Origin of the sequence: Psychrobacter sp. DWR1-2-3, assembly GCF_049896465.1 — a bacterium.
In the GTDB taxonomy this organism is placed as follows: domain Bacteria; phylum Pseudomonadota; class Gammaproteobacteria; order Pseudomonadales; family Moraxellaceae; genus Psychrobacter; species Psychrobacter maritimus.
Map to the genome: position 1 here is coordinate 176,791 of NZ_JAFCUJ010000001.1, position 21,642 is coordinate 198,432.

General features: G+C 43.7%; 11 protein-coding genes. 2 read left to right on the forward strand and 9 right to left on the reverse strand.

What is annotated here, in order from left to right; translation table 11 throughout:
- Positions 1-95: 95 nt before the first annotated feature.
- From argC to ACP7AA_RS00750, 7 genes are all read right to left on the reverse strand, one after another.
- Positions 96-1,163, reverse strand: a complete 1,068-nt coding sequence (gene argC / locus ACP7AA_RS00720; protein WP_281491171.1) for an N-acetyl-gamma-glutamyl-phosphate reductase — start codon at positions 1,161-1,163, stop codon at positions 96-98.
- A gap of 192 nt (positions 1,164-1,355) precedes the next feature.
- Positions 1,356-2,492, reverse strand: a complete 1,137-nt coding sequence (hemE, locus tag ACP7AA_RS00725; protein WP_281491170.1) for a uroporphyrinogen decarboxylase — start codon at positions 2,490-2,492, stop codon at positions 1,356-1,358.
- Positions 2,493-2,781: 289 nt separating this feature from the next.
- Positions 2,782-3,954 (reverse strand): glutamate 5-kinase, encoded by a 1,173-nt coding sequence (proB, locus tag ACP7AA_RS00730; protein WP_281491169.1) that lies wholly within the window; start codon positions 3,952-3,954, stop codon positions 2,782-2,784.
- A gap of 140 nt (positions 3,955-4,094) precedes the next feature.
- Positions 4,095-5,309 (reverse strand): Obg family GTPase CgtA, encoded by a 1,215-nt coding sequence (cgtA, locus tag ACP7AA_RS00735; protein ID WP_201565473.1) that lies wholly within the window; start codon positions 5,307-5,309, stop codon positions 4,095-4,097.
- Between the two features lie 349 nt (positions 5,310-5,658).
- Positions 5,659-7,104 (reverse strand): glyceraldehyde-3-phosphate dehydrogenase, encoded by a 1,446-nt coding sequence (locus tag ACP7AA_RS00740; protein ID WP_201620204.1) that lies wholly within the window; start codon positions 7,102-7,104, stop codon positions 5,659-5,661.
- Between the two features lie 428 nt (positions 7,105-7,532).
- A complete protein-coding gene (locus tag ACP7AA_RS00745) occupies positions 7,533-9,017 on the reverse strand; it encodes a lipocalin family protein (protein WP_426222358.1) in 1,485 nt (494 codons plus the stop codon).
- Between the two features lie 514 nt (positions 9,018-9,531).
- On the reverse strand, positions 9,532-10,692 hold the full coding sequence (locus ACP7AA_RS00750) for an NUDIX domain-containing protein (protein ID WP_426222359.1): 1,161 nt from the start codon (positions 10,690-10,692) through the stop codon (positions 9,532-9,534).
- Positions 10,693-10,948: 256 nt separating this feature from the next.
- Between ACP7AA_RS00750 and hemP the strand changes: the two genes are divergently transcribed.
- Positions 10,949-11,107: a hemin uptake protein HemP gene (hemP, locus tag ACP7AA_RS00755; protein WP_227672156.1), complete on the forward strand. Its 159-nt coding sequence runs from the start codon at positions 10,949-10,951 to the stop codon at positions 11,105-11,107.
- Between the two features lie 122 nt (positions 11,108-11,229).
- On the opposite strand, the gene ACP7AA_RS00760 is transcribed toward hemP, so the two are convergent.
- A complete protein-coding gene (locus ACP7AA_RS00760) occupies positions 11,230-16,239 on the reverse strand; it encodes a translocation/assembly module TamB domain-containing protein (protein WP_426222360.1) in 5,010 nt (1,669 codons plus the stop codon).
- Positions 16,240-16,337: 98 nt separating this feature from the next.
- Entirely contained in the window at positions 16,338-19,907 is a 3,570-nt protein-coding gene (locus tag ACP7AA_RS00765) for an autotransporter assembly complex protein TamA (protein WP_426222361.1), read from the reverse strand.
- A gap of 324 nt (positions 19,908-20,231) precedes the next feature.
- Between ACP7AA_RS00765 and ACP7AA_RS00770 the strand changes: the two genes are divergently transcribed.
- Positions 20,232-21,572 carry an MFS transporter gene (locus tag ACP7AA_RS00770; RefSeq protein ID WP_426222362.1) on the forward strand — a complete coding sequence of 447 codons (1,341 nt, stop codon included), beginning with the start codon at positions 20,232-20,234 and terminating at the stop codon, positions 21,570-21,572.
- Positions 21,573-21,642: the final 70 nt, after the last annotated feature.

A 21,642-nucleotide genomic window follows, 5' to 3' on the forward strand; every position in this document is an offset into this window, starting at 1 on the left:
TATCTCTTAACAGTAAGGGCAGGTTATTATAGCGGAATTTATAATCAATACCTAGCGCCATAAACATGAAGGATTTGATAATAGATAAACATCTGTTAAGGAACGATAGGGGCAAAATTCAAGCCCATTGATTCATCGAAACCAAACATCACATTCATATTTTGCACCGCTTGCCCAGCCGCACCTTTCACCAAGTTGTCTTGCACGACAATCACCGTCAGCTCGGCACGCGCATTGTCTTGATGGATACCAATACGCAGGCGATTACTGGCACGCACACTGCGCGTATCAGGATAAAGACCCTTTGGCATCACATCCACAAAGGGTTCTGCAGCGTAGCTTGTCTCAAATACTTGCTGCCAATCAATAGCAGCGCCTGCATCCGTCAGCTCAAGATGAATAGAGCTGAGCATCCCGCGTATCATCGGCACAAGATGCGGTAAAAAACGGATACGATGGCTAAATTGACTCTCTAATAACTGAGCAACACCCTGCTCAATCTCTGGTAAATGCCGATGACCTTCAACGCTATAGGCTTTGAAATTGTCTGTGGTTTCAGCATAGTTAAGGGCAAGCTTTGCTTGACGACCCGCGCCCGAAACGCCAGATTTCGCATCGATAACGATACGTGGTTCAACCAGCCTTTGGGCTTGCTTATTTTGCGCATCGATAATGGGTTTTAAGCCCAAGATAGCTGTGGTTGGATAACAGCCAGGGTTACCGACTACCAAAGCATCGGCAAGTTTTTCACGGTTGACTTCAGGTAAACCATAAACGGCTGTCTTTAATAATTCAGGACAGGCATGGGCTTGCTGATACCAGTGTTCAAAATCTGCTAATGACTGCAAGCGAAAATCGGCGGCCAAATCAATGACCTTTACGCCCGCTGCCGTTAACGCCTCTGCTTGCTTCATTGCCACGCCATGCGGGGTCGCAAAGAATACCACATCGCATTTTTGCAAGGTCGCTAGCGTCTCATCACCTAAATCGCTAAAAACGATATCGGAGATGCCGCGTAAGCTTGGGAATATCTCATCAGCTCGGGTGCCAGCTTCGCTACGTGAGGTTAGCAAATCAATAGACACTTCAGGATGGGCAGATAATAAGCGAATCAGCTCAATACCTGTATAGCCTGTGCCGCCGACAATCGCTGCTGAAATCATAAGATATCCCTTTTCTTTTATGCAGTTTCTTACTCAATTAATGGTAGATAGCTATAATGTCTACACCTAAGTATAAACATTATAGGGTCTAAATCTAATAACCTCTAAATTTAATAGCGTCTAAATTTATCGCTTTTAATAAGCTCTCGCTTCTTAACGTTAGCTAATTTTAAAAACTAGCCACATTAAATATTAAATCTTATAGTCATGTACCGCATCGATAAAGACTTTGGCATTATCAGGGTCGACCCACTGGGTAATACCGTGACCTAAGTTTGCCACATAGCCTGTTTTTTCACCATTGGCATAAGCGCTATCTAGCATGGCATTGACTTCAGCACGGATAGTCGCAGGCGAACCATATAAAGTCGCAGGATCTAAATTACCCTGAATGGCTTTGCTACTTTGTAGTTTTTTATGGTGCTTGGTCAACTGGCGCTGACTTTCGGTCAAGACTTGACGGGCACGGTCAATAGGCATCGTCCAGTCTAAACCCAAGGCATCGGCTTCACTATCGGCTTGAATATCAAGCCATAATCCGCCACCTTTGGTAAACAATACCACTGGTATTTCAGGATGACGCACCTTTAGTTCAGCGACAATGCGCTTATTATAAGCATGAGAGAAATCGACAAATTGACGATGACCAAGCGCCCCGCCCCAGCTATCAAATATCTGTAATATTTGTGCCCCAGCAACCACTTGTGCATCTAGATAATCGATTACTGACGTTGCCAACTTATCCAATAATTGATGTAAAAACTCAGGATTGCTATATAAGAAACCTTTGGTATAGCGATAATCTTTTGAGCTACCGCCTTCAATCATATAAGTCGCTAGCGTCCAAGGACTGCCAGAAAAACCAAACAACGGCACTTGTCCGTTTAAGGCTTTACGAATACTTGTCACCGCACGCATGACATAATCAAGCGAGTCATTGACATCGAGTACTGGCAATCTATCTAAATCTGCCTGCGTACGAATAGGGTGTTTAAACTTTGGGCCTTCACCGGTTTCAAAGTATAAACCCAATCCCATCGCATCAGGAATGGTTAAAATATCACTAAATAAAATCGCAGCGTCTAACTCATAACGACGTAATGGCTGCAAAGTGACTTCGGTAGCGCGCGCGGTGTCTTTACATAGACTCATAAAGTCACCAGCTTCAGCGCGGGTGGCTTTATATTCTGGTAAATAACGACCGGCTTGGCGCATCATCCACACAGGCGTGGTATCTATTGGCTCAAAGCGCAAGGCGCGTAGCAATCTATCGTTCTTTAAAGGCGCAAAATTCTGCTCTAGCGCGTTATTATTGTCTGAAGCACTCATGTACAAATCTCCAAAACAGCCCCATCGTTATTCAAATGAATAGCTCACCAAATGAATAACAGGGCTGGATAAAATAAGTTAAAGAAAAGAATATTAAAACGCTCAGATAGCGACACTCTATTACAAAATCCCAAACGTGCTAAATGATTGGTTAACAGGCATCAGATTAGCCTTCATTAAACAATATCTAGGATTTTTAGAGCGTCATTTGCTGTTAGCCTTTAATCAATAATATCGTGCTTATATCTATCGTACTTACATGTAAAATAGGGTAAATAACTTAAACGGTCTACATAGTCAGCGCTAAGTTGTCACGGTGTACCATGACCACGCGCTCTTCATTGTTCCCAAGGATTCTATCAAACTGCTCCGTACGCTCACGAGCCACACGGCAAGCATCACGCGATGAGAAGTTCACTTGACCGACAGCGATACGCTCGCCTGTATCTTGATGCACAATCTCAACCACATCACCTTCATCGAAATCGCCGCGGACTTCTACCACACCGACCGGTAGTAAGCTTTTATGATGTTCAACGACCGCTTTTGCAGCACCAGCATCAACAAGTAAAGAACCTGACATGCGCAAATGCGCCGCTAGCCACTGTTTACGTGCAATGATTTTATCTTCGTCATTGGTGGTCAATAACGTACCGACGGCTTCGCCAGAAACCACACGAGTGATAACATCGTCGATAGCGCCACTCACGATGACCGTCGGACAACCGCCCATCGCAGCTAAGCGACCGGCACGGATTTTGGTCAACATACCGCCGCGACCAAGTTTGCCACCGTCACCGGCAATATCAAATAAATAATCAGCCATCGCCCGCTCTTGACGGATCATTTTGGCATTAGGATTATTACGGGGATTATCGGTAAAGACGCCTTCTTGATCGGTTAAGATAATGTATAAATCAGCATTGACCATCGCCGCTGCCATCGCGCCCAAGGTGTCATTATCGCCGAATTTAATCTCGTCAATGGTAATGGTATCGTTCTCATTAATCACTGGCAGCACGCGCCATTCTAATAATTGCGTCAACGCCCCCGTGGTATTTAAATAGCGACTACGATTAGACAGATCATCATGTGTCAGTAGCAGCTGCGAGCTTTGAATACCGTGCTGAATCAACGCTGACCACCAAGTTTCAATCAAGCCCATCTGACCAATAGACGCACAAGCTTGTAGCGCCGCCAGTTTCCTTGGACGCTCATCAAGATTCATGCGTACGACGCCTTCAGCAACCGCACCTGAAGATACAAGTAATACTTCAACGCCTCGCTTATGCAGCTTGGCAATCTGCTTTGCCCACTCGTAAATGGCAGTTCGATCAAGCCCTCGCCCATTATTGGTTAATAACGATGAGCCAATCTTGACAATAACGCGCTGAATATCAAAGTTGCGAGCTTGCTTAACAAACCTTGCTTCTTCGGTCGTGTTCTCTATGTCAACTGCCATATAAACTCCTGTTGCTAGTGTAAAGTGATTACGGGGATTAAATTAAAAACTGTGCGCACACCTATTTAAAGAACGTAAACTTAAAGCACCTAACGTTAAAACTTGTGAACTTAATGCTCATAAAGTTAAATAAAATACACTTAAGGCACGTAAACCACTTCAACGCCATCATCATCTAGGTCGTCGTCATCGACATCGTCGTTTAAGTCAATGCCTTCACGCGCCGCTCTGCGAGCTGCACGATATGCTTCACGCTGTGCTTCGGTATTCAGACGCACTTCTGCTTCTAAGCGCTCAAAACGCTCTTTTTGTGCTTCAGCAAAAATAGGGTCTTCGATTTCACGCTCACGCTCACGCTCAATCTCATTCATTAAATGGTATTTAACCGCATCGACGCCTTCGCCAGTCAATGTCGCGGTACGGAATACAATACCTGTCCAACCAAGCTCAGCCACAATATGGGTACAAAGCTCATTTAGGTCTTCTTCAGCAACCTGATCGATTTTATTCAAGATTAAAATCTGTGGCAAATTGGCCAATTCAGGTGAAAAACGCTCAAGCTCATTTAAAATTATACGGGCGTTTTCTACTGGGTCACTGCCATCGATTGGTTTTACATCAACCAAGTGTAACAGACGACGCGTACGAGCGACATGCTTTAAAAAGCGAATGCCAAGTCCTGCACCTTCTGAAGCGCCTTCGATTAAACCTGGAATGTCGGCCATGACAAATGAGCGATGACGACCGATATCGACCACGCCTAAATTTGGTACTAACGTGGTAAATGGATAATCGGCCACTTTTGGTCTAGCAGCAGAGACTTGGCGGATAAAGGTCGATTTACCAGCATTAGGCAAACCAATTAAACCCACATCAGCCACAACTTTTAGCTCAAACTTAAGCACTTTTAACTCGCCTTCAAAACCTGATGTGGCTTTGCGCGGTGCTTGGTTGGTCGAGCTTTTGAAATGGGTATTACCCAAACCACCATCGCCACCTTTGGCAATCAGTAAAGTTTGACCAAGCTCAATCAAATCACCTAGTACTTCGTCGGTCTCGGTATCGACCACAGTCGTACCGATTGGGACTGGCAAATAGATGTCATCAGAACCCTTACCGGCACAGTTCTTACTATGACCGTTTTCACCGCGCATGGCGTCATAACGACGGGTATAACGATAGTCCACTAAGGTGTTGGTGTTGTCTTCTGCAATGACATAGACATCTCCGCCCTTACCACCATCGCCACCATCAGGGCCACCGCGTGGGACATACTTTTCTCGGCGAAAACTGGCGATTCCGTTACCACCGTCACCTGCTTTTACCGTTACGACGGCTTCATCAATAAATCGCATCTTACGTTCCTTTATTTACCATCCAGTTTATCAACTGGTTACAGTCAACGACTGTATTTTAGGTTGTAGCTATATGTTTGGGTAATTGTGAAAAACTTAATAATTATAAAAATTAATAACTATAAAATATCTCGAGGTATAAAAACTGCTTTAAAAAATGTGCCAGTTAGAATGTAATGTCACTCTAACTTAGCATTTATTATGACAACAACACCCGATAACCATTCGGACTATCGGGTGTTTGAATACTACCTTTAACCATTTACACCGATTTATCTAGGATAAAACTTACTTTCGTATAGCTGTTTCATCTAAATAAAAGCAGCTAAAATAGTAGCCGTGCAATGTTTTACGCTGGAATTTGCGTATAGCTGATGCCAGCCATTTGCGTTGCCAAACGTAATACCTGAGTGCTATAGCCTACTTCGTTATCATACCAAATATAAACGATAGCATGGTTATCGGTCAAAATCGTTGCTTGTGCATCGACGATACCGACATGAGTATCACCGACAAAATCAGTCGATACCGCTTCAGTAGAGTCTGTATAAGCAATCTGTGTTTGCCACTGGCTGCTATTAGAAACTTTACGCATAAACTCATTTAATGCATCAGCACTAGCTGGCGCAGTTTTAAGGTTTAAGTTCAAAATGGCTAAGCTGACGTTTGGTGTTGGTACACGAATAGCATTACCGGTTAATTTACCGCTCAGCTCTGGTAGTGCTTTACCAACTGCTTTTGCCGCACCAGTACTGGTGATAACCATATTCAATACTGCACTACGGCCACGGCGATCGGCTTTATGATAGTTATCAATTAAGTTTTGATCGTTAGTGAACGAGTGAATGGTTTCAACATGACCGTTTTCGATACCATATTCGTCATTTAAAACTTTTAACGTTGGGGTAATCGCGTTAGTCGTACAGCTGGCCGCACTGACGATAGTGTCATCGCCAACGGTATCGTTATTTACGCCATAGACGACGTTTTTAATATCGCCGCCTGCAGGAGCCGTTAGCAATACTTTTTTCACGCCAGTAGATTGCAGATGCTTGCCAAGACCGGCTTCATCTTTCCAGATACCTGTGTTATCAATGACCAATGCATCCTTGATACCATAAGCAGTATAATCAATCTCGCTTGGGTCTTTGGCATAGATAACTTGCACAAAGCGGCCATTGATAATCAAACCATTGTTTTCATTGTCAACAACCACACCACCAGCGAAGCTACCATGGATTGAATCACGCTCAAGCAATGAAGCACGCTTGGCCAAATCGCCCGCAGCTGCAGGACGTACGACAATCGCTTTTAGCTGCATACCCTTGGCGCTTGATGCTTGTGACAACAGTAGACGCGTTAAGATACGACCAATACGACCGAAACCATATAGCACGACGTCCGTTGCGCCATTGCTAGCACCTTTATCAGTACCAATAGACTGTAAAGCCGCTTGTAAATCACTGTCATTAGCAATCAGCTGACCGACATCGATACGCGCTGCTTGAATATCTTTGCTCTCTGCAAGCGCTTTCACCATCGCTAACGTATCCGCGATATCGATAGATTTGGCATCTTGCTCACGTAGCGCTACTTTTTGATGCAATGCCAATATTTGACCTACAGAAGTCGTATCTAGCGTGTCGCCAAACAAAGTCACTTGTACATCTTGCTCATTATAAAGCTTATTCAAAAGCCCCATCAGCTCAATGGCTTGTTGCTCTTGTTGGTTATAATTGCTCAAGTGGTCTTGATGTAATTGGCGTAAGGTATCAGCGTTGCTCACGAGAAACATCCTTATGGTCAGTAATTAGGTAATCAGTAAAGTATAAAGAAATATAAATAGATAGGTCATCACTAAGTTAGGTAATGATTCTAAAACGATAACGCTCGACTATTGCGGCAGTGGTTATCGTCACCGTTTTTATCAGCGCAGTCTTTAGATAAGGGAGATTTTAGCTTAAAACGCCCTATTTTGCTAGTGATAACCGAATTTGTCCAACTTATCGCATTTTTCATTGCACTATTCATTACTCTATAAGTTACTGAATAAAAAATAAAAACAGCTTATGCTACCGTCCCATTTTTAATCGACTAAAATCAATGTAAAAACCTGATTAATATAAAATACTTAAATGGCTTTCAGTAACGAGCTACCAATAACTAGCTGTCAATAACAGACTATTAATAATTGATAATTAGTCATAATAGACAATGACTCGTTTATGGAACCAACTTCACCGTTTGATTGGTCTGCGTGGTAAGTTTAAACTCTTTTAAATCATAGCCTTGTTGCTGAGCAATCTGGCGGTATTTGGCATAAGTTTCTTGGCTCACATTTGGTGAACGCGCTAGCAACCATAGATAGTCTTTATCCGGTGTGCCAACCAATGCTGTTTTGTAGTCTGCATCATGTGCGAGTATCCAATAATCGGCACGACCAACGGGCAACCAGCGAATCCAAGAGGGTAAGAAAGTCACCTTTAACTTGCTGCCCGTACTATCTGCTGGTTTGGCTAAGCCTTCCGCTGTAATGCCTGAACCGTCTTGCGCTTTGCATTGGTTAATCACCTTGATGCCTGAACCGTCGGTCTTTTCAACATAAGTCGCCGTCACGTCACTGGCACAATTGCGCTGAAAATACATCGGTAAACGACCTATCTCATACCAAGTGCCGGCGTACTTTTTCAGATCAACGCTATCAACTGTGGTTGGTACACTTGCAGACTTATGAATGATAGCACTCGGCTTGATGGCTAATGTCTCGGTGCTGGTTTTATCCGTCGTTGCATTAGCCGTCACATTAGCTTTAGCCGCGGTATTGACGGGTGGCGTCGCCGCATACGCTGAAAACGCCGCCAGCGGTATGATAATTGCTAAAGCAATACCTGTGTGTTTAATCAGTCCATTCATAAATATGCGCTCCGGTATCTCTGTTATCGCTGCGTCGGCAGTTTCAGAAGAAAGATGGTTGTTAGTTTTAGAGTGATTGGCTTTAGAGTGATTGGTTTTAGAGTCATTTTTTTTAGTTAAGCTATTTATAGCATCAGCCTGCCCTGTTGCCATATCACCTTTAATAGACTGCAGCATTAATGACTTAGTATTTGTATCGGTATCTACATTTTCATCAATATGTATGGCAGTTGTTTTTTTCACCTTTTGATAGCTATGGGCTTTTTTATATCCGTGAGCAGGTTGTGAGCTTTTATTATTGTTATTGCTACTCACCTCATTTGTACTAGGGTAGCTTTTCATATCGCTAGCTTTAAGGCTGCTGCTACTGGCTTTACGATTGCTCTTCTTAATCATTGCAGACTCTGTTGCCTCGGCAAGGCTTTTTTCAACGCGTTTGTAGCCAAAATAGCTGTCATGTGCTGACGTATCTGTCGCCAAATGCTTGGAATATTCTTCGTTAGCACTGTCATAGTCGTTAGCACTGTCAAAGTGCTCATAATGATAGTTAGCGTCGTTACTGGCATAACCTGTTTGTAAAGCACTATCCGCTTTAAGATGACGTTTAACTAGATAATCTTTATTTATATAACCTTTCTTAAGGTAGCTTTTTTCAAGACAGTCTTTTCTAAGACTGCTTTTTTCAAGACAGTTTTTTCCAAAATAGTGCTGACTTGACTGGCCAGTCTGCTGCGATTGAGAACCAGCTGCCTGAGAATCAGACCATGCTGACTTAGGTAACTTATTGGTTTTCATAGGAGTACCATTTATTAATAGTAATAGTTAAAAATTCTTTATGATCAAATTCTCTGTTTAGCAGATAAGTGCAAAATAATTTTCAATACTCACTATCAATACAAAAGAAGAATAACTGAAAATTAAATGCGGTTATAACCAGTATGCGTCATAACCTTAGAAGCGCTGGATAAAGGATAATGATAGATAAGCCATTTTTAGATAATGCTTGCTAAAAACTGACTCAGCGCCGTTTGATAATTTGATGGTTTATAGTAATAGCAATGGCTCAATGAGAACAGTGTCGCAATGTAGGAAAACGCAACGGTTTGTAAGTAATTCTATGTTTGCCGCATAGAACAAACACATAGTTACTGACTGTTAAAAGAGTTTTGAAATCAGCGTTTTGTCATGAGTTAACGCCTGCTCTCAAGCAACCTAATCTCTTATATCAGCGCCTTAATTAACGAGCGCTTTCCCGTTAATTAAGGCTTATAAAAATAGCTAAAATATAGCGCAAAAAGCACGCGAAATACTATTGAAAAAACTGTCTAATACCAGCGACAGCAATGCCGCCGTATTGTTGCGCTTGCCCATACAGCACTGGTGACAAACCGCCCAAAGCAATCACTGGCATATCTGCTAATACGGCCAATTCTGCCCATGCTTGCCAGCCTAGCGGCGCGGTTTCAGGATGGCTTTGAGTGACAAAAACAGGTGACAGAAACATACCGATGACTGGCGGCAATTGCTGCTCTAAACGCATATGTGCCAACTGATTCGCCGCATCAATACTCTCGGCATCGTGACAACTTACTATTAATGGATAATTTGAAGAATGGCTTAAAGCATTGTTGCAGTCAGATACATCCTTGCTCTGATGACTGTTTGACCATTGCATAAGCTGCGTCTGTGTTAAATGACTCGCTACGATTTGGTGGTTTATAGCTATCTCATTCGCCTCATTGCTATTTAATACATCAGTTAATGCCTCAGTTAATTTATCAATTAACGCATCAGGCACAATCGCATGGATATCAGGACGTAAGCGTAACAATTGCTCCCCACTATTTTCTGTATCTGTGGCTTTTGGTCGGACATAAACCCAAGCATCCTGTTTTAGATGCGCCACATGATACTGCAACCATGCTGCGGCAGAATCAGCTGCATCGTTAAAGTGTACCAATGGATAGGTAATCGCTATCTGTGCCGGTAAGCGCAACCATGCAAGTATCGTCTTATTGGCGGCTGGCAAATGGTAATCTCCCGCCAGTAACTTCGATTCATCCACCCATGTTAGCGCTTGCCCTTCTAAGCCTTGCTTACGATGTTTATGCGCTTCGTATTGTTGTGCGCTCAGCGCTACTTTATAGACCTGTAAGCATACTTGCTTGTCACCATAGTCATGATGCAGGCGCCCAAGCTTGACCGCAGTATTACTCGCAATATCGATGCCCGTCTCTTCAGCGACTTCACGAATTAGCGCTTGCTTGGCAGTTTCATGACTATCTATCTTGCCGCCAACAAACTCATAACGATTGCCTTGATGCTGTGAGCCATCTCTAAACCCTAGCAAATACTGATTTTCATAATAAATGACCGCTACCGCGACATTGACGACAGTTATTGCCTTGGTTTCGCTTACTTTATTTTCATCTAATGGATGCTTTATTGGGTTCGTCGTTTGATTTGCCATCTAAATGCCCTTTATCAATATATTTATCGATGCGTATTATCAATACATCGATATTTATTATTTTGGTTTATAGCCTTGGTAGGCTTTATAGCCTTTGTAAATACGAAGATATATAAGTTTACATAATATCCGTCATTTATTTTATCAAATAGCTTGCAAAAACCGCCAATGTAAATGATAATTATTATCGTTAATAATTTAATTTATCTCGCTGTTTCGTACTAAACTATTTTATCAAAAGGAATTTACTATGAGCATGGTCATCTCTCGTTATTTAAACTGCCGTGAAAACCGCTTGCCTACGCTGCAGTCACAGCACCTATTTGCGCTGACCAAAGAAGTGCGTATCGAGCATGAAGGCGAAGAATACCGCCTACGCTTAACCCGTAACAACCGCTTAATTTTAACCAAATAAACAGACTGCCCATCTCATAAAAAAACGCCTTTTGATAAAGGCGTTTTTTATTGGATAAAATAAAATTAATCGCTAACCATCGACTAACCAACCAACCAACTGACCGCTAGACGATTAAACCATTAGAATTGCCAGCTATAAACCACATCAACCGCATTTTCCGCTGCTGAAGTTGCTTCGACATAAATCCGCCGCGTCAACTGATAACGGATAGATAGGCTGTTTTGGGCATTAAAGACGCCTACACCATAGCGAATATATAAATCAGGCGTCACATAACCGGTGACGTTGACGTTAGTATCCTCGCTACTGCCTGACGCATCAACCGTCAGGCTTTGTAAACCAAACACTTGACCTATCTGGTTGGTCAAAGTGCGCGTGCCACTAAGCCCAAAGCTTAAGCCTGCTGCTGCAAGGTTATTGGTCACCTGTGATTTAAAACCCTGCTCACTGATTTGCGTGGCGCTCTTATTATTAATACGACCGGTTATCAAGGCATTCATCGCTTGCTGCTGGGTGAGACCAGCGTTATTAAATACAATGATATTTGGATTTTCCGTGTTGCCTTTGACGCGCACGCCAACTGTTTTACCGCTAATGTTTTTAGCCGCTTCAATGCTAAGGTTGGGTTTCATTACATCGCCATTAAAGCGCACTTGACCATAATTGAGCTCTAAATTTTGCCCAAAGGCATCAATATTGGTACGACGTGATACTTGCACCACGCCTTTGGCGCGCATAACACCCGTGCCATTTTGTGTGATATGAATCGCACCGGCTAAAGGAATCACCGCACCAAAACCACGGAAATTAATATCATCACCCAAGTCGATACCGATATCAGCATTGATTGACCAAGGTTTTGAGATGGCTAAAACCTCATCAATATTACCGATCAAACGCCGATCAAGCACGACGGCATCTTCGGTTTGGGTAATAATATCCTCACTGGCTTCTGGTGGACGAATGGTCGCTGATGGCACACTCACGGCACCAGTGATATTGACGTAACGGTCACCCGGACGCACGATGATGTCAATATCAGGATTAACCTCAGCGACCAATAATGGCGGCTGTGTTAATACCAAACGCTCGCCAATAATACTGAGCTTAGCCTGTAGTTTTTGTTGCCAATTAACCGTACCTGTTAGCGTGCCCGTGCCTGTACCACTGTTAAAGGTACCATCGATAGTCGCTTGCGTGCCGCGAATTTTGGCATCGACATTGACCTTTCTTAAATTCACAGGTAAATCAAGCATCGCAATGCGACCATTAACCAATTTCACATCACCATAGAACTGCGGCTTATCGAGCGTGCCGCCTAAGCCGCCCGCCATAGTAATATTGCCTTCGAGCACCCGCATACCAGGGAAGAATGGCTTAAATACCGCCAAATTAAGCTCGTTAAGTACTAATGCGCCCGAGATGGGTTTCGGTGTTTTATAAGGGTCAATAATGACTTCGGCATAGCCACGCGCCCCATGACCGGTATTGATATCCGTACGTATTTTTAGACCATCTGGTACTGATACCGCAATCAGTGATACCCGCTTATATGGCAAGGTAACCGGCTGACTATCGCCATCTTGAATGAGGCCAATTTTGCCGTTATCAGAGTACAGCGTGGTATTAATCGTTGGCGGACGACCACGTTGCCAACCGACGATGGCTTTACCATTAATTTTCGCTTGCCAATCAATGTCTTTTGGTAAAAATACCGCAAATAATGACGTATCCAAATTTTGTACGGCCAAATTAACCTGACCACTGGCAGGTGAGGCAATTAAGTTTTCACGTAAACACAGCTTGCCCGTTTGATCAGTCGCTTGCCAACAGTGGGCGGCGAGCTGTACCTTTAAGTCCGTTGATTGATTGCCTTGTTTTTTGGGTAAATTCACAATGAGCTGGGCAGGTTGCAATTGATTTAACGTCGCGTATTTTGATTTGACGCGGCCTTTACCAATCACCCCTGACCAGCTGAGTTTATCGCGATTAAAGCCACCTTTGAGCTTGGCAGAGATATCAAGCTCATCATTGGCCACATCAAGATTGACCACATGCGCCTGTTCAGTCCCATTAAAGGTTGCATTAATCTTCTTAAAGCTTTGCCCTCCAACATCCAAACCTTCAGCACTGACAATAAGCTGACTTGGGCTATTGAATAAGTTAACCAGCTTGCCGCGGATACGACCTTGACGCAAAATAAAGCCCGGTAGCGCAAGACGCTCACCAACCAAGTCAATATAAATCGTTGGCAGCGCCTGTCCTGCTGGCTGCGATAAGGTCGCCCCGCCCGTTACTTTACCAGCAAGCTTATCTGAGAGCTGGTCGAGACTAGTGATATTAATCTTAGCTTGTAGCTGCTTCGCGTTACCATTGGCGGTAAGATAATTATCGCCCCAACGCAGCACCAAATTATTGGCATTTAAGCTATCGATTAAGGCATTGACTTGCTTATACTGCGCCTGTGCATCTTGCGCCTGCAAGCGTTTGAAATAACTGGCCAAGTCTTTTGGTAAGCGCATCTTCGCCGCTAAACTACCTTTGGCACTTAGCGGCTGGCCTTTTAACATACCACTTAAGTTAACTTGTTTGATATTAATGATTTGCTGGTTATCGCCCCAGCGCCCATCGGTATCGATGCTGCCTGTAATGGTACTTGGGATGTCTTTAAAGAAATAGCCCAAGTTAAAGCGATTCATCACCGCTTTGATATCCCAAGCGATACCTTTACGCACATCAACCGTACCATTAGCATCGATACTGCCTGCCGCGCCGACATGGCGGAAACGCTTGATACGAATCAGCTGAGCGTCACCACTGGCATCAATGGTAAGTTTACCGGCTGGTAATTGCTCAGCGTCTAATACACCATCAAAATTTACCGCAAAGTTTTTAAGCTTACCCTTCGCATTAGCATTATTTTTTGGCGCGGTTTGCCACACACCGCTGGTTTTTAAGTCACCAGTGATAATGGCCGCGTTATTGGGTAAGAAATAGCCGAGATTAAATTTATCAAAGCGACCATCGACCGTCCAGCCGATATTCTGACGCAAGTCGATAACACCGTTCGCCTTTACAGCACCAGCTTCACCGTTGTAATTTAGTTTACGGATACGAATCAGCTTTGGCGTTCCAGCGGCATCAATCGATAAGCTGCCTTTTGGTACATCAGCGGTATCAATGTGCCCATCGAAACGGGCGTCAAAGACGGATAGCTCACCACCGATAATATCGACGCTGGCATCACCACCGCCTGTGATACCGATAGCGCGGCTATCTTGGCTGGCATCGAGGTTTGCTTGCAGATCGGTATTGTTAAAACTGACAATATGACGCTGACCTTTGACGCGGTTTTTACTGATATTGAGCATGCGCCCGCGTGCATTGATACGTCCTGTCAGGCGCTCAAGTGGTAAATCACTACGATATTTCTTGGGTAATAAACCCGTGGTACGCGCATCAATCTGCCAAGTTAGCGGCCGTTTTTTGCTCGCCAGTTGAATCTGACCTGTGCCAGATAAATCACCTACTATGCCTTTATAATTAAGACGGTTGATTTCGATGACATCGCCCGCTTTACGCACACGTAAATCGTAGTTGCCTTTAGGGGCGGCATTTAGCTCATTAATCACCGCCTTACCGTCAACTGATAAATTCGCGCCGCGCATGATGACATTTGCTTGTCCGCTTGGGCTATTAATATTGCCAATATTAGGCACATTACGACGTACAAGGTTCTGCCATTTGGCATCGATATACCAAGGCGTTATTTGCTTAGATTTGGATGTTCTGCCACGTGCTAAGGGTTTACCTTGCACGATATTGGCATTAACGTGTTCACCATCACGCTGGCGCAAATCTGCATCCATCTCTAGATTGCCAGCTTTGTTTTTATGCTGATAATGTACCGACAAACGACCATTAAGCTTTTGCGGCGCGTACGCTTTAAAATCAGCGTAATCCTTAGGAATAGCCCGTCGAATATCAAAATTACTGCCGGTTGCGCGCACTTTTGCATCAAAGCTACCCTTCCAGTCTAAGATACCTTGTAGCACAAGATTGCCCGCTGGCACTTGAGCATCTAAGCGATCAACGCGCAGTTGGCTATCAGCAATGATGCCGCGACCTTGATAGTGTCCTGACGGGATATCTTTGGCAGTCAGCTCAGTATTGATACGCAGACGTATCTCTGAGATGACACCCGATGCTGTCGCCATGCCACTTTTGAGATGGATATTTTGGCTGTCGGCATAAGGGATAAGAATATCATCCCATTCAAGCTTTGCCTGAAATGGCGAGTCACTATCTAAACCCTGTACCACAAAATCGCCGCTGACATCGCTGTCGTTATAGCGGCTACGAACTTTACCGACGGTGCGTTTAAGCGTACCGGTTGCGGTAATGTTTAATGGGTCAATATAAGCCTTTCCTAGCGCGCTTACCTCAGCTATAGCGCTCAAATCTAAAGGATAGTCACCTTGTAAATCTGCATGACCTTGTAAGGCACTGACTTTGACAATATCAGCGTATTGCAATTTACCGCGACCGACGTTCACCACGCTACCGACCCACGTCAAATCACGCGCCTCAATATCATGTACGATGATAGGCTCTTTGGTCACTTGCTTATAAATGATGGTTTGTACTTTTGCTTGATCAAAACGCAAATTGACTGGCAAGCTGAGGGTTCGATAATCGAACGGCTCACCCGTTGGCGGTTTGTTATTGATAATCTCAATGGTTTGAATATCAGCGTCACGCAGATGCACTTCTTTGGCAAATACCGCGCGCCAGCCTATTTTAACGTAGGCCTTATCGACTAATATCTCAAGGTCTTCGTTTGCTTCAATATCGATATCCGTAAGCCAAAGACCATCGCGCAGATTACCACGACCATATTTAAATTTAATACCCGTCTCAGCACTGATTTTCTCTAAAATAAACTTGGTGCCTGATTCAGTACCCGCCGCATACAAAAAAATGGCGAACATAATCGCCAGTACGATAAGAATAAGCACCGTCAATTTGAGTAAAAAAGACAGCGGATACCAACGTCTTACGGCGCGGGCATCGCGTTGTGCTGGATCTTCATCTGATGGCTTGTTTGGCGGGGTATTTTTGGTCAACATGACACTCAGCTACGTTAAAGAATGATTACCAGCATGCGCTAGGATAAAAAATAGAACTGTATTTAAGACTGTAGTTAGGACTGTTTGCTGCTTACTGTTTATAAAGGCGAGCCGATAAAGAGATGCAGTCGCACCGGAATACTCTCCTCCGTCACACCAGCCGCCACATCGACACGTACCACACCAACTGGTGATGCCCAGCGGATACCGACACCGACGCCAACTTTGGTATCTGTCTCAAAATCTTTATCATAAGCATTACCGACATCGGTGAAAAACGCCCCACGGAAACCCGGTTTAAACTCATAATTATATTCGGCGCTACCGACGGCTAGGATTTGTCCGCCTGTCAGATAGCCTTTATCAATCGGTGATAAGCTCTCGTAATCATAACCACGAATACTTTGGTCGCCACCGGCAAAGAAGCGCAGTTTATAGGGCACTTCATAAAAATCATCGGCCCAAATATAACCAGTATTTAAGCTGCCTAGAATTTGGTGTTTATCATCAGCTCCAAAGCTATAAAGACCGCTCACGCCCGCGCGTAGTATCGCCAAATCGGTATCACTTAATGCACTTTCTGAACCAGCTTCAAGCGAATAATACTGACGGAACCCGCGCGTAGGATTGGCAGCGTTATCGACATCAGTCTTACTCATACCATAACCGAACAACAAGGCTTGCTGCGTAGGTTTAGACGAGGTAAAGCGTACCGGAAGATTGTCCAACTCGGCCTCATCAATGCCCGTCGCTAGCTCATCTAAACGATAGCGCACAGAGTAGCTACGATCCCAGCCGTTTTCACGGCGGATATTGCGCGCTAGTCCCGCTTTTAAGGTTCTGGTAGACAAATCAAAGTTGCCTTCGCCTTGGTCAATGACCTCTTCTTCATAGGTCAAACGCGCATCCAACTTATCATTTAATGGATGCTTCCATGGGCGGCTAGCATAAAGGGCGACATTTTTTGTGATTCGAGAGACTTCGGCCTCTGCCCCTGCTTGATAACCTTTACGATTGAGCAAATTATAATCTATCTTGGCGGTTGCACGTACGCCCGTATCGGTACCATAACCAATACCGACTTGGGCATCACGTGGTTTATTGGCAGAAACAAAGACATACAGCGGTACTTTTTTATTTTCTAACACCTCTTGCGGGGTTTTACGTCCGGCAAGTGTCGGTGGGACAAAGTTTTCATCAGCAAGGATACTTTTTTCATCAGGGAAAATCTTTTGCGCAATATTACTAATAGAGTCACTGATTTTACCCAAAATACTATTGGTTGCTTGGTCTTTTTCGTCCAATACCCGATCGCTTGGCAGTCGGCTTAAACGTTCAGCTTTTTGTTTAATGGCTTGCAGTTTATCCAGTGTTTCTTCATCAGCTTTAAACTCAATAGCAGCGATGTCAGCTGGATTGACGGTCTCGCCACTATTGGCGTAGCGCTCACCCTCATTTTGGCTATTGTTATCGCCATATTGCTCAGTATCACTGACATAAGAGACATTATCAATAGCGTCAGTATTATTATCAGCAATATTGGCATTAGGGGAATTATCAAACGCCAAGGTACTGCTTTCCGTACGTTCATCGGGTGGCAAAATCGACTCGACGTTGACGGTATTGAAGTAACGGGTCGCCGATAAATCATTACTAAACTTAGTCACTGCGGGACGATAAAAAGGGTCGCCCGCTTTAAAGCCCAGCAGCTGATGCAATAAGGACAATTCCACCGGCAGTTTTTCCGGGTCACGCGTCAACGTACCCGACTCTTGATCATAAGTAAAAAACACCACTTCATCAAATTCATAGCGCTCGCCGGTATTGTAAACCAGCGACACATCGGCCGTATTGTCCGGCAAGATAATATCGACCGATTTATTTAGCCAATATTGATCAAAGTAACCATAGGTATTACTGAGCGACTCAAGTGCTGCTTTACTGTCTTTATAAACGCGGTGATTAAAGATATCACCTTCTTTTGGCGGTAAGTCTTTCTCAAGCTCAGCAAACTCTGATTGCTCGCTGCCTTCGCCGCGGATATCGACAATGCGGCTATCAACGCGTACTGGCTCGCCCAACTTCTCAATAATGACGTCAATAGTATCGCTATTGGTTTGGCGTAAACGCAAGGTCACTTCATAGTAACCAACGGCTTTTGCCGCATCCAATGCCGTTTGGCGCAGACGCGGTAGCGCAGCGGTAAAATCAACCACAGACTGAACGGTAGTGTCATCGAGCGCAGCTTTGATATTCTTAAAGGGTTGAATATTATCATCCGCTTTGGTCAGTTTTGGCGTAGTATTTCGGGTACTATTTGCAATATTGTCTTCAGTATTACTATTTAAATTGTCCGCCGCGGCTTGTTGCAAATAAATTGTTGTTTCGACGTGTGGTAAGGCGATCGCGCCCTCATTAAAGAAACGATTATAAAGACGCTTAACGATATTGCCTTTTTTATTGCGTGCCTTCGGTTTGGGTTTTGCCGCTTGCTCGATACTTTCCTTGACTGCATCAATATCATTTTCATAATTAGGCAAATAATCATCAGGATTAATGCTACCTGACTGCGCGTTTTCTATATTAATGGCATCATTACTATCTTCTAAAGCATCATTCACTAAAATAGCGTTATCCACTTCTGAATCAGTATTGCCGCTACTGACAGAATCACTGACATTAATAGGACGTGACATCACATCATCAGTCTCTGCCTGTTTCGCAGCCGTCTCATTTCTACCTGCCGTCTCATTTCTACCTAGGGTGTCAAGATTGCTTGGTGCTGGCAGGGTAGTCGCATCCAAGTCAACGTCCAGACCAATCGGTGGCGTCGTATCATTTAACGTCGCCACTGGCGCATCGAATCCATCCAATGCCTCAAAGTCGCTACCATTATGACGTATGCCATCGATGTTATTCACGCCAGTGCTACTATTAAGACTGTCAATATCTTGGGCGTTTTGCCTATCCATTGCCGCCAATTCACGATCGATTTCTGCAGGTGTCATCATCTGATAGCCTTGCTGCTGCACGCTATTGACTTGCTGCTCTAAGTTTTCATTGCTATCAAATGCTTGGTTGTTACCTAGATTATCCAAGCCAGTACCAATGTTGTTAGCAATGTTATTAGCAAAGTCATTAACACTATCGATATCATTATTTGATAACTGCGAGTTATCCGTGTTATTTGTTTGCGTGCTAGGACTTCTCTTAGCGTCAGTTTCTGATTTTTTTGGATTAGGCTTTTTGATACCTAGGTTTTGCTCACTATAATCATCCAATACCGATTGATCGATAATACCTTGTTCGACGGCCTTTTTTAGGCGCAAGGCATCCAAAGCGATATCAAGCTGGCTATCTTCATACGCATCACTTTCGATATTTTTAATAACTTGGCTACTGCTTGGATTATTGGCAGTACTAGTGTTTAAATCGGTAGCGGCAAAGGCGGCAGGTGCCATACCAACACTCACGCCGAAACCAACCAAGCTTGTGGTCAACGCACTAAAAATTGCCGTCCGCGTAAAGTAAACGCGCGGATTACTGTTACGATGAATGTGATTAACGTAACTAAGATGAGTAAGCTTAACGGAGTGCGGCGGCATGTCTGGCGTATCACGCGGCATAACCGATAAGTGGCGCGCTAGAGTTGAAGGCTGATGTTTCATATTTAGTTCCTATCACCTCACGCGGCACAAGGTTACGGTCGATTACAATCGCCCCATTTTACCGGTGAATAAACGTAGAGCAGTTAACTGAGATTATGGGTTTGGTCGGCTAAAATTTACAAATCATAACTTAGTTAATTATCAAATCATAGCATCGGGCGCATGTATTTTTACCAAACCCTTGCTATTATACGGCTTAACATTGATAAAACCTATGCTATATTTCGATAAGTTTTTGATACTGTTGATAATTGTTTATATATCAATCACTGCATTTTACCTTGTTCTCACTATACTAGCTGCGACCCATCTGTAGGAATTTTCATGGCCAATCAGTTTCAATTATTTAAGCGCCGCCGTTTTAGCGCCATGTTTTTCACCCAGTTTTTGGGCGCGTTCAATGACAATATCTTTAAGCAGGCGCTGATATTGGTGCTGACTTACACCGCTGCCAGTCAGCTGGGCATGGAAGTCAGTATCTTAAATAACTTAGCGGCGATGTTGTTTATTTTGCCGTATTTTTTATTTTCAGCCTTGGCAGGTCAAATCGCCGATAAGTTTGAAAAATCAAAACTGACGCGATTGATTAAATTGCTTGAGATATCCATCATGATCATTGCCGCCGTAGGCTTTGTCTTTGAATGGTATGCGCTATTATTTGTGGCGCTGTTTTTGATGGGGACACAATCGACGTTTTTTGGTCCGATTAAGTATGCCTATTTGCCGCAAGCGATGAAAGAAGATGAGCTGGTCGGTGCCAATGGTTTGTTCCAAATGGGCACCTCGCTTGCCATCTTGCTCGGTATGATTATCGCCGGGGTATTGACCCAGATAACACAGCCGCTATTTTGGATTAGTGTCACTGTGCTATTTGTAGCGGCAATAGGTTATTTTGCCGCCCGTTTTATTCCAACCATGCCAGCGATGCAGCCTGACCTGAAGGTTAACTGGAACATCTTTACCACCAGCATGGCGACGGTGCGCTATTTATACTCCTTGCCTTTTTTATTCTTTGTCATACTTGGTAATAGCTGGTTTTGGTTTTATGGGGCGACGTTTTTGACCCAAACCCCTGAATTTAGCAAAGTCATTTTGCATGGCGATGAGTCAGTGGTTATTTTTCTATTAACGCTATTCTCGGTTGGCGTATCGATTGGTTCGCTGCTGTGTAAATCTTTGACCAAAAATCAAGTCAGTCTGCGCTTATTACCCTTTGGTATCGCTGGTCTTAGTATATTTGCGATTGATTTATATTTTTCTTTGTCAGGATTAAATATTGATGTTAATACCGAAGCACTATTTGGTATTGGTGATTTATGGGGTATGAGCGGTAGCTGGCGTGTGTTTGCCGACTTATTCTTTTTGGGCTTTAGTGGCGGCTTATATATCGTGCCTTTATATGCCTCTATGCAAGCTTATGCGCCGAAAAGCCATCGTGCACGCATCGTCGGTGCCAATAATATCTTTAACGCCATCTTTATGGTCAGCTCGGCAATTTTTTCGATTGTGGTGTTAAATGCGTTAGGTCTGACCCTACCGCAATTGTTCTTAGTCACCGGCATATTAAATCTTGTCTTTGGAATATTTTTATACCTCAAACTTAATAAACATATTAAGCAAGCGGTCATCCAAACCCATGATGACGAACGTAATCGACAAGATTAAAGATGTTGGCAACATGAGCTAATAGCCCTGCGAATAGATATTATAAATGAATCGTTAAGCTATTAATTTT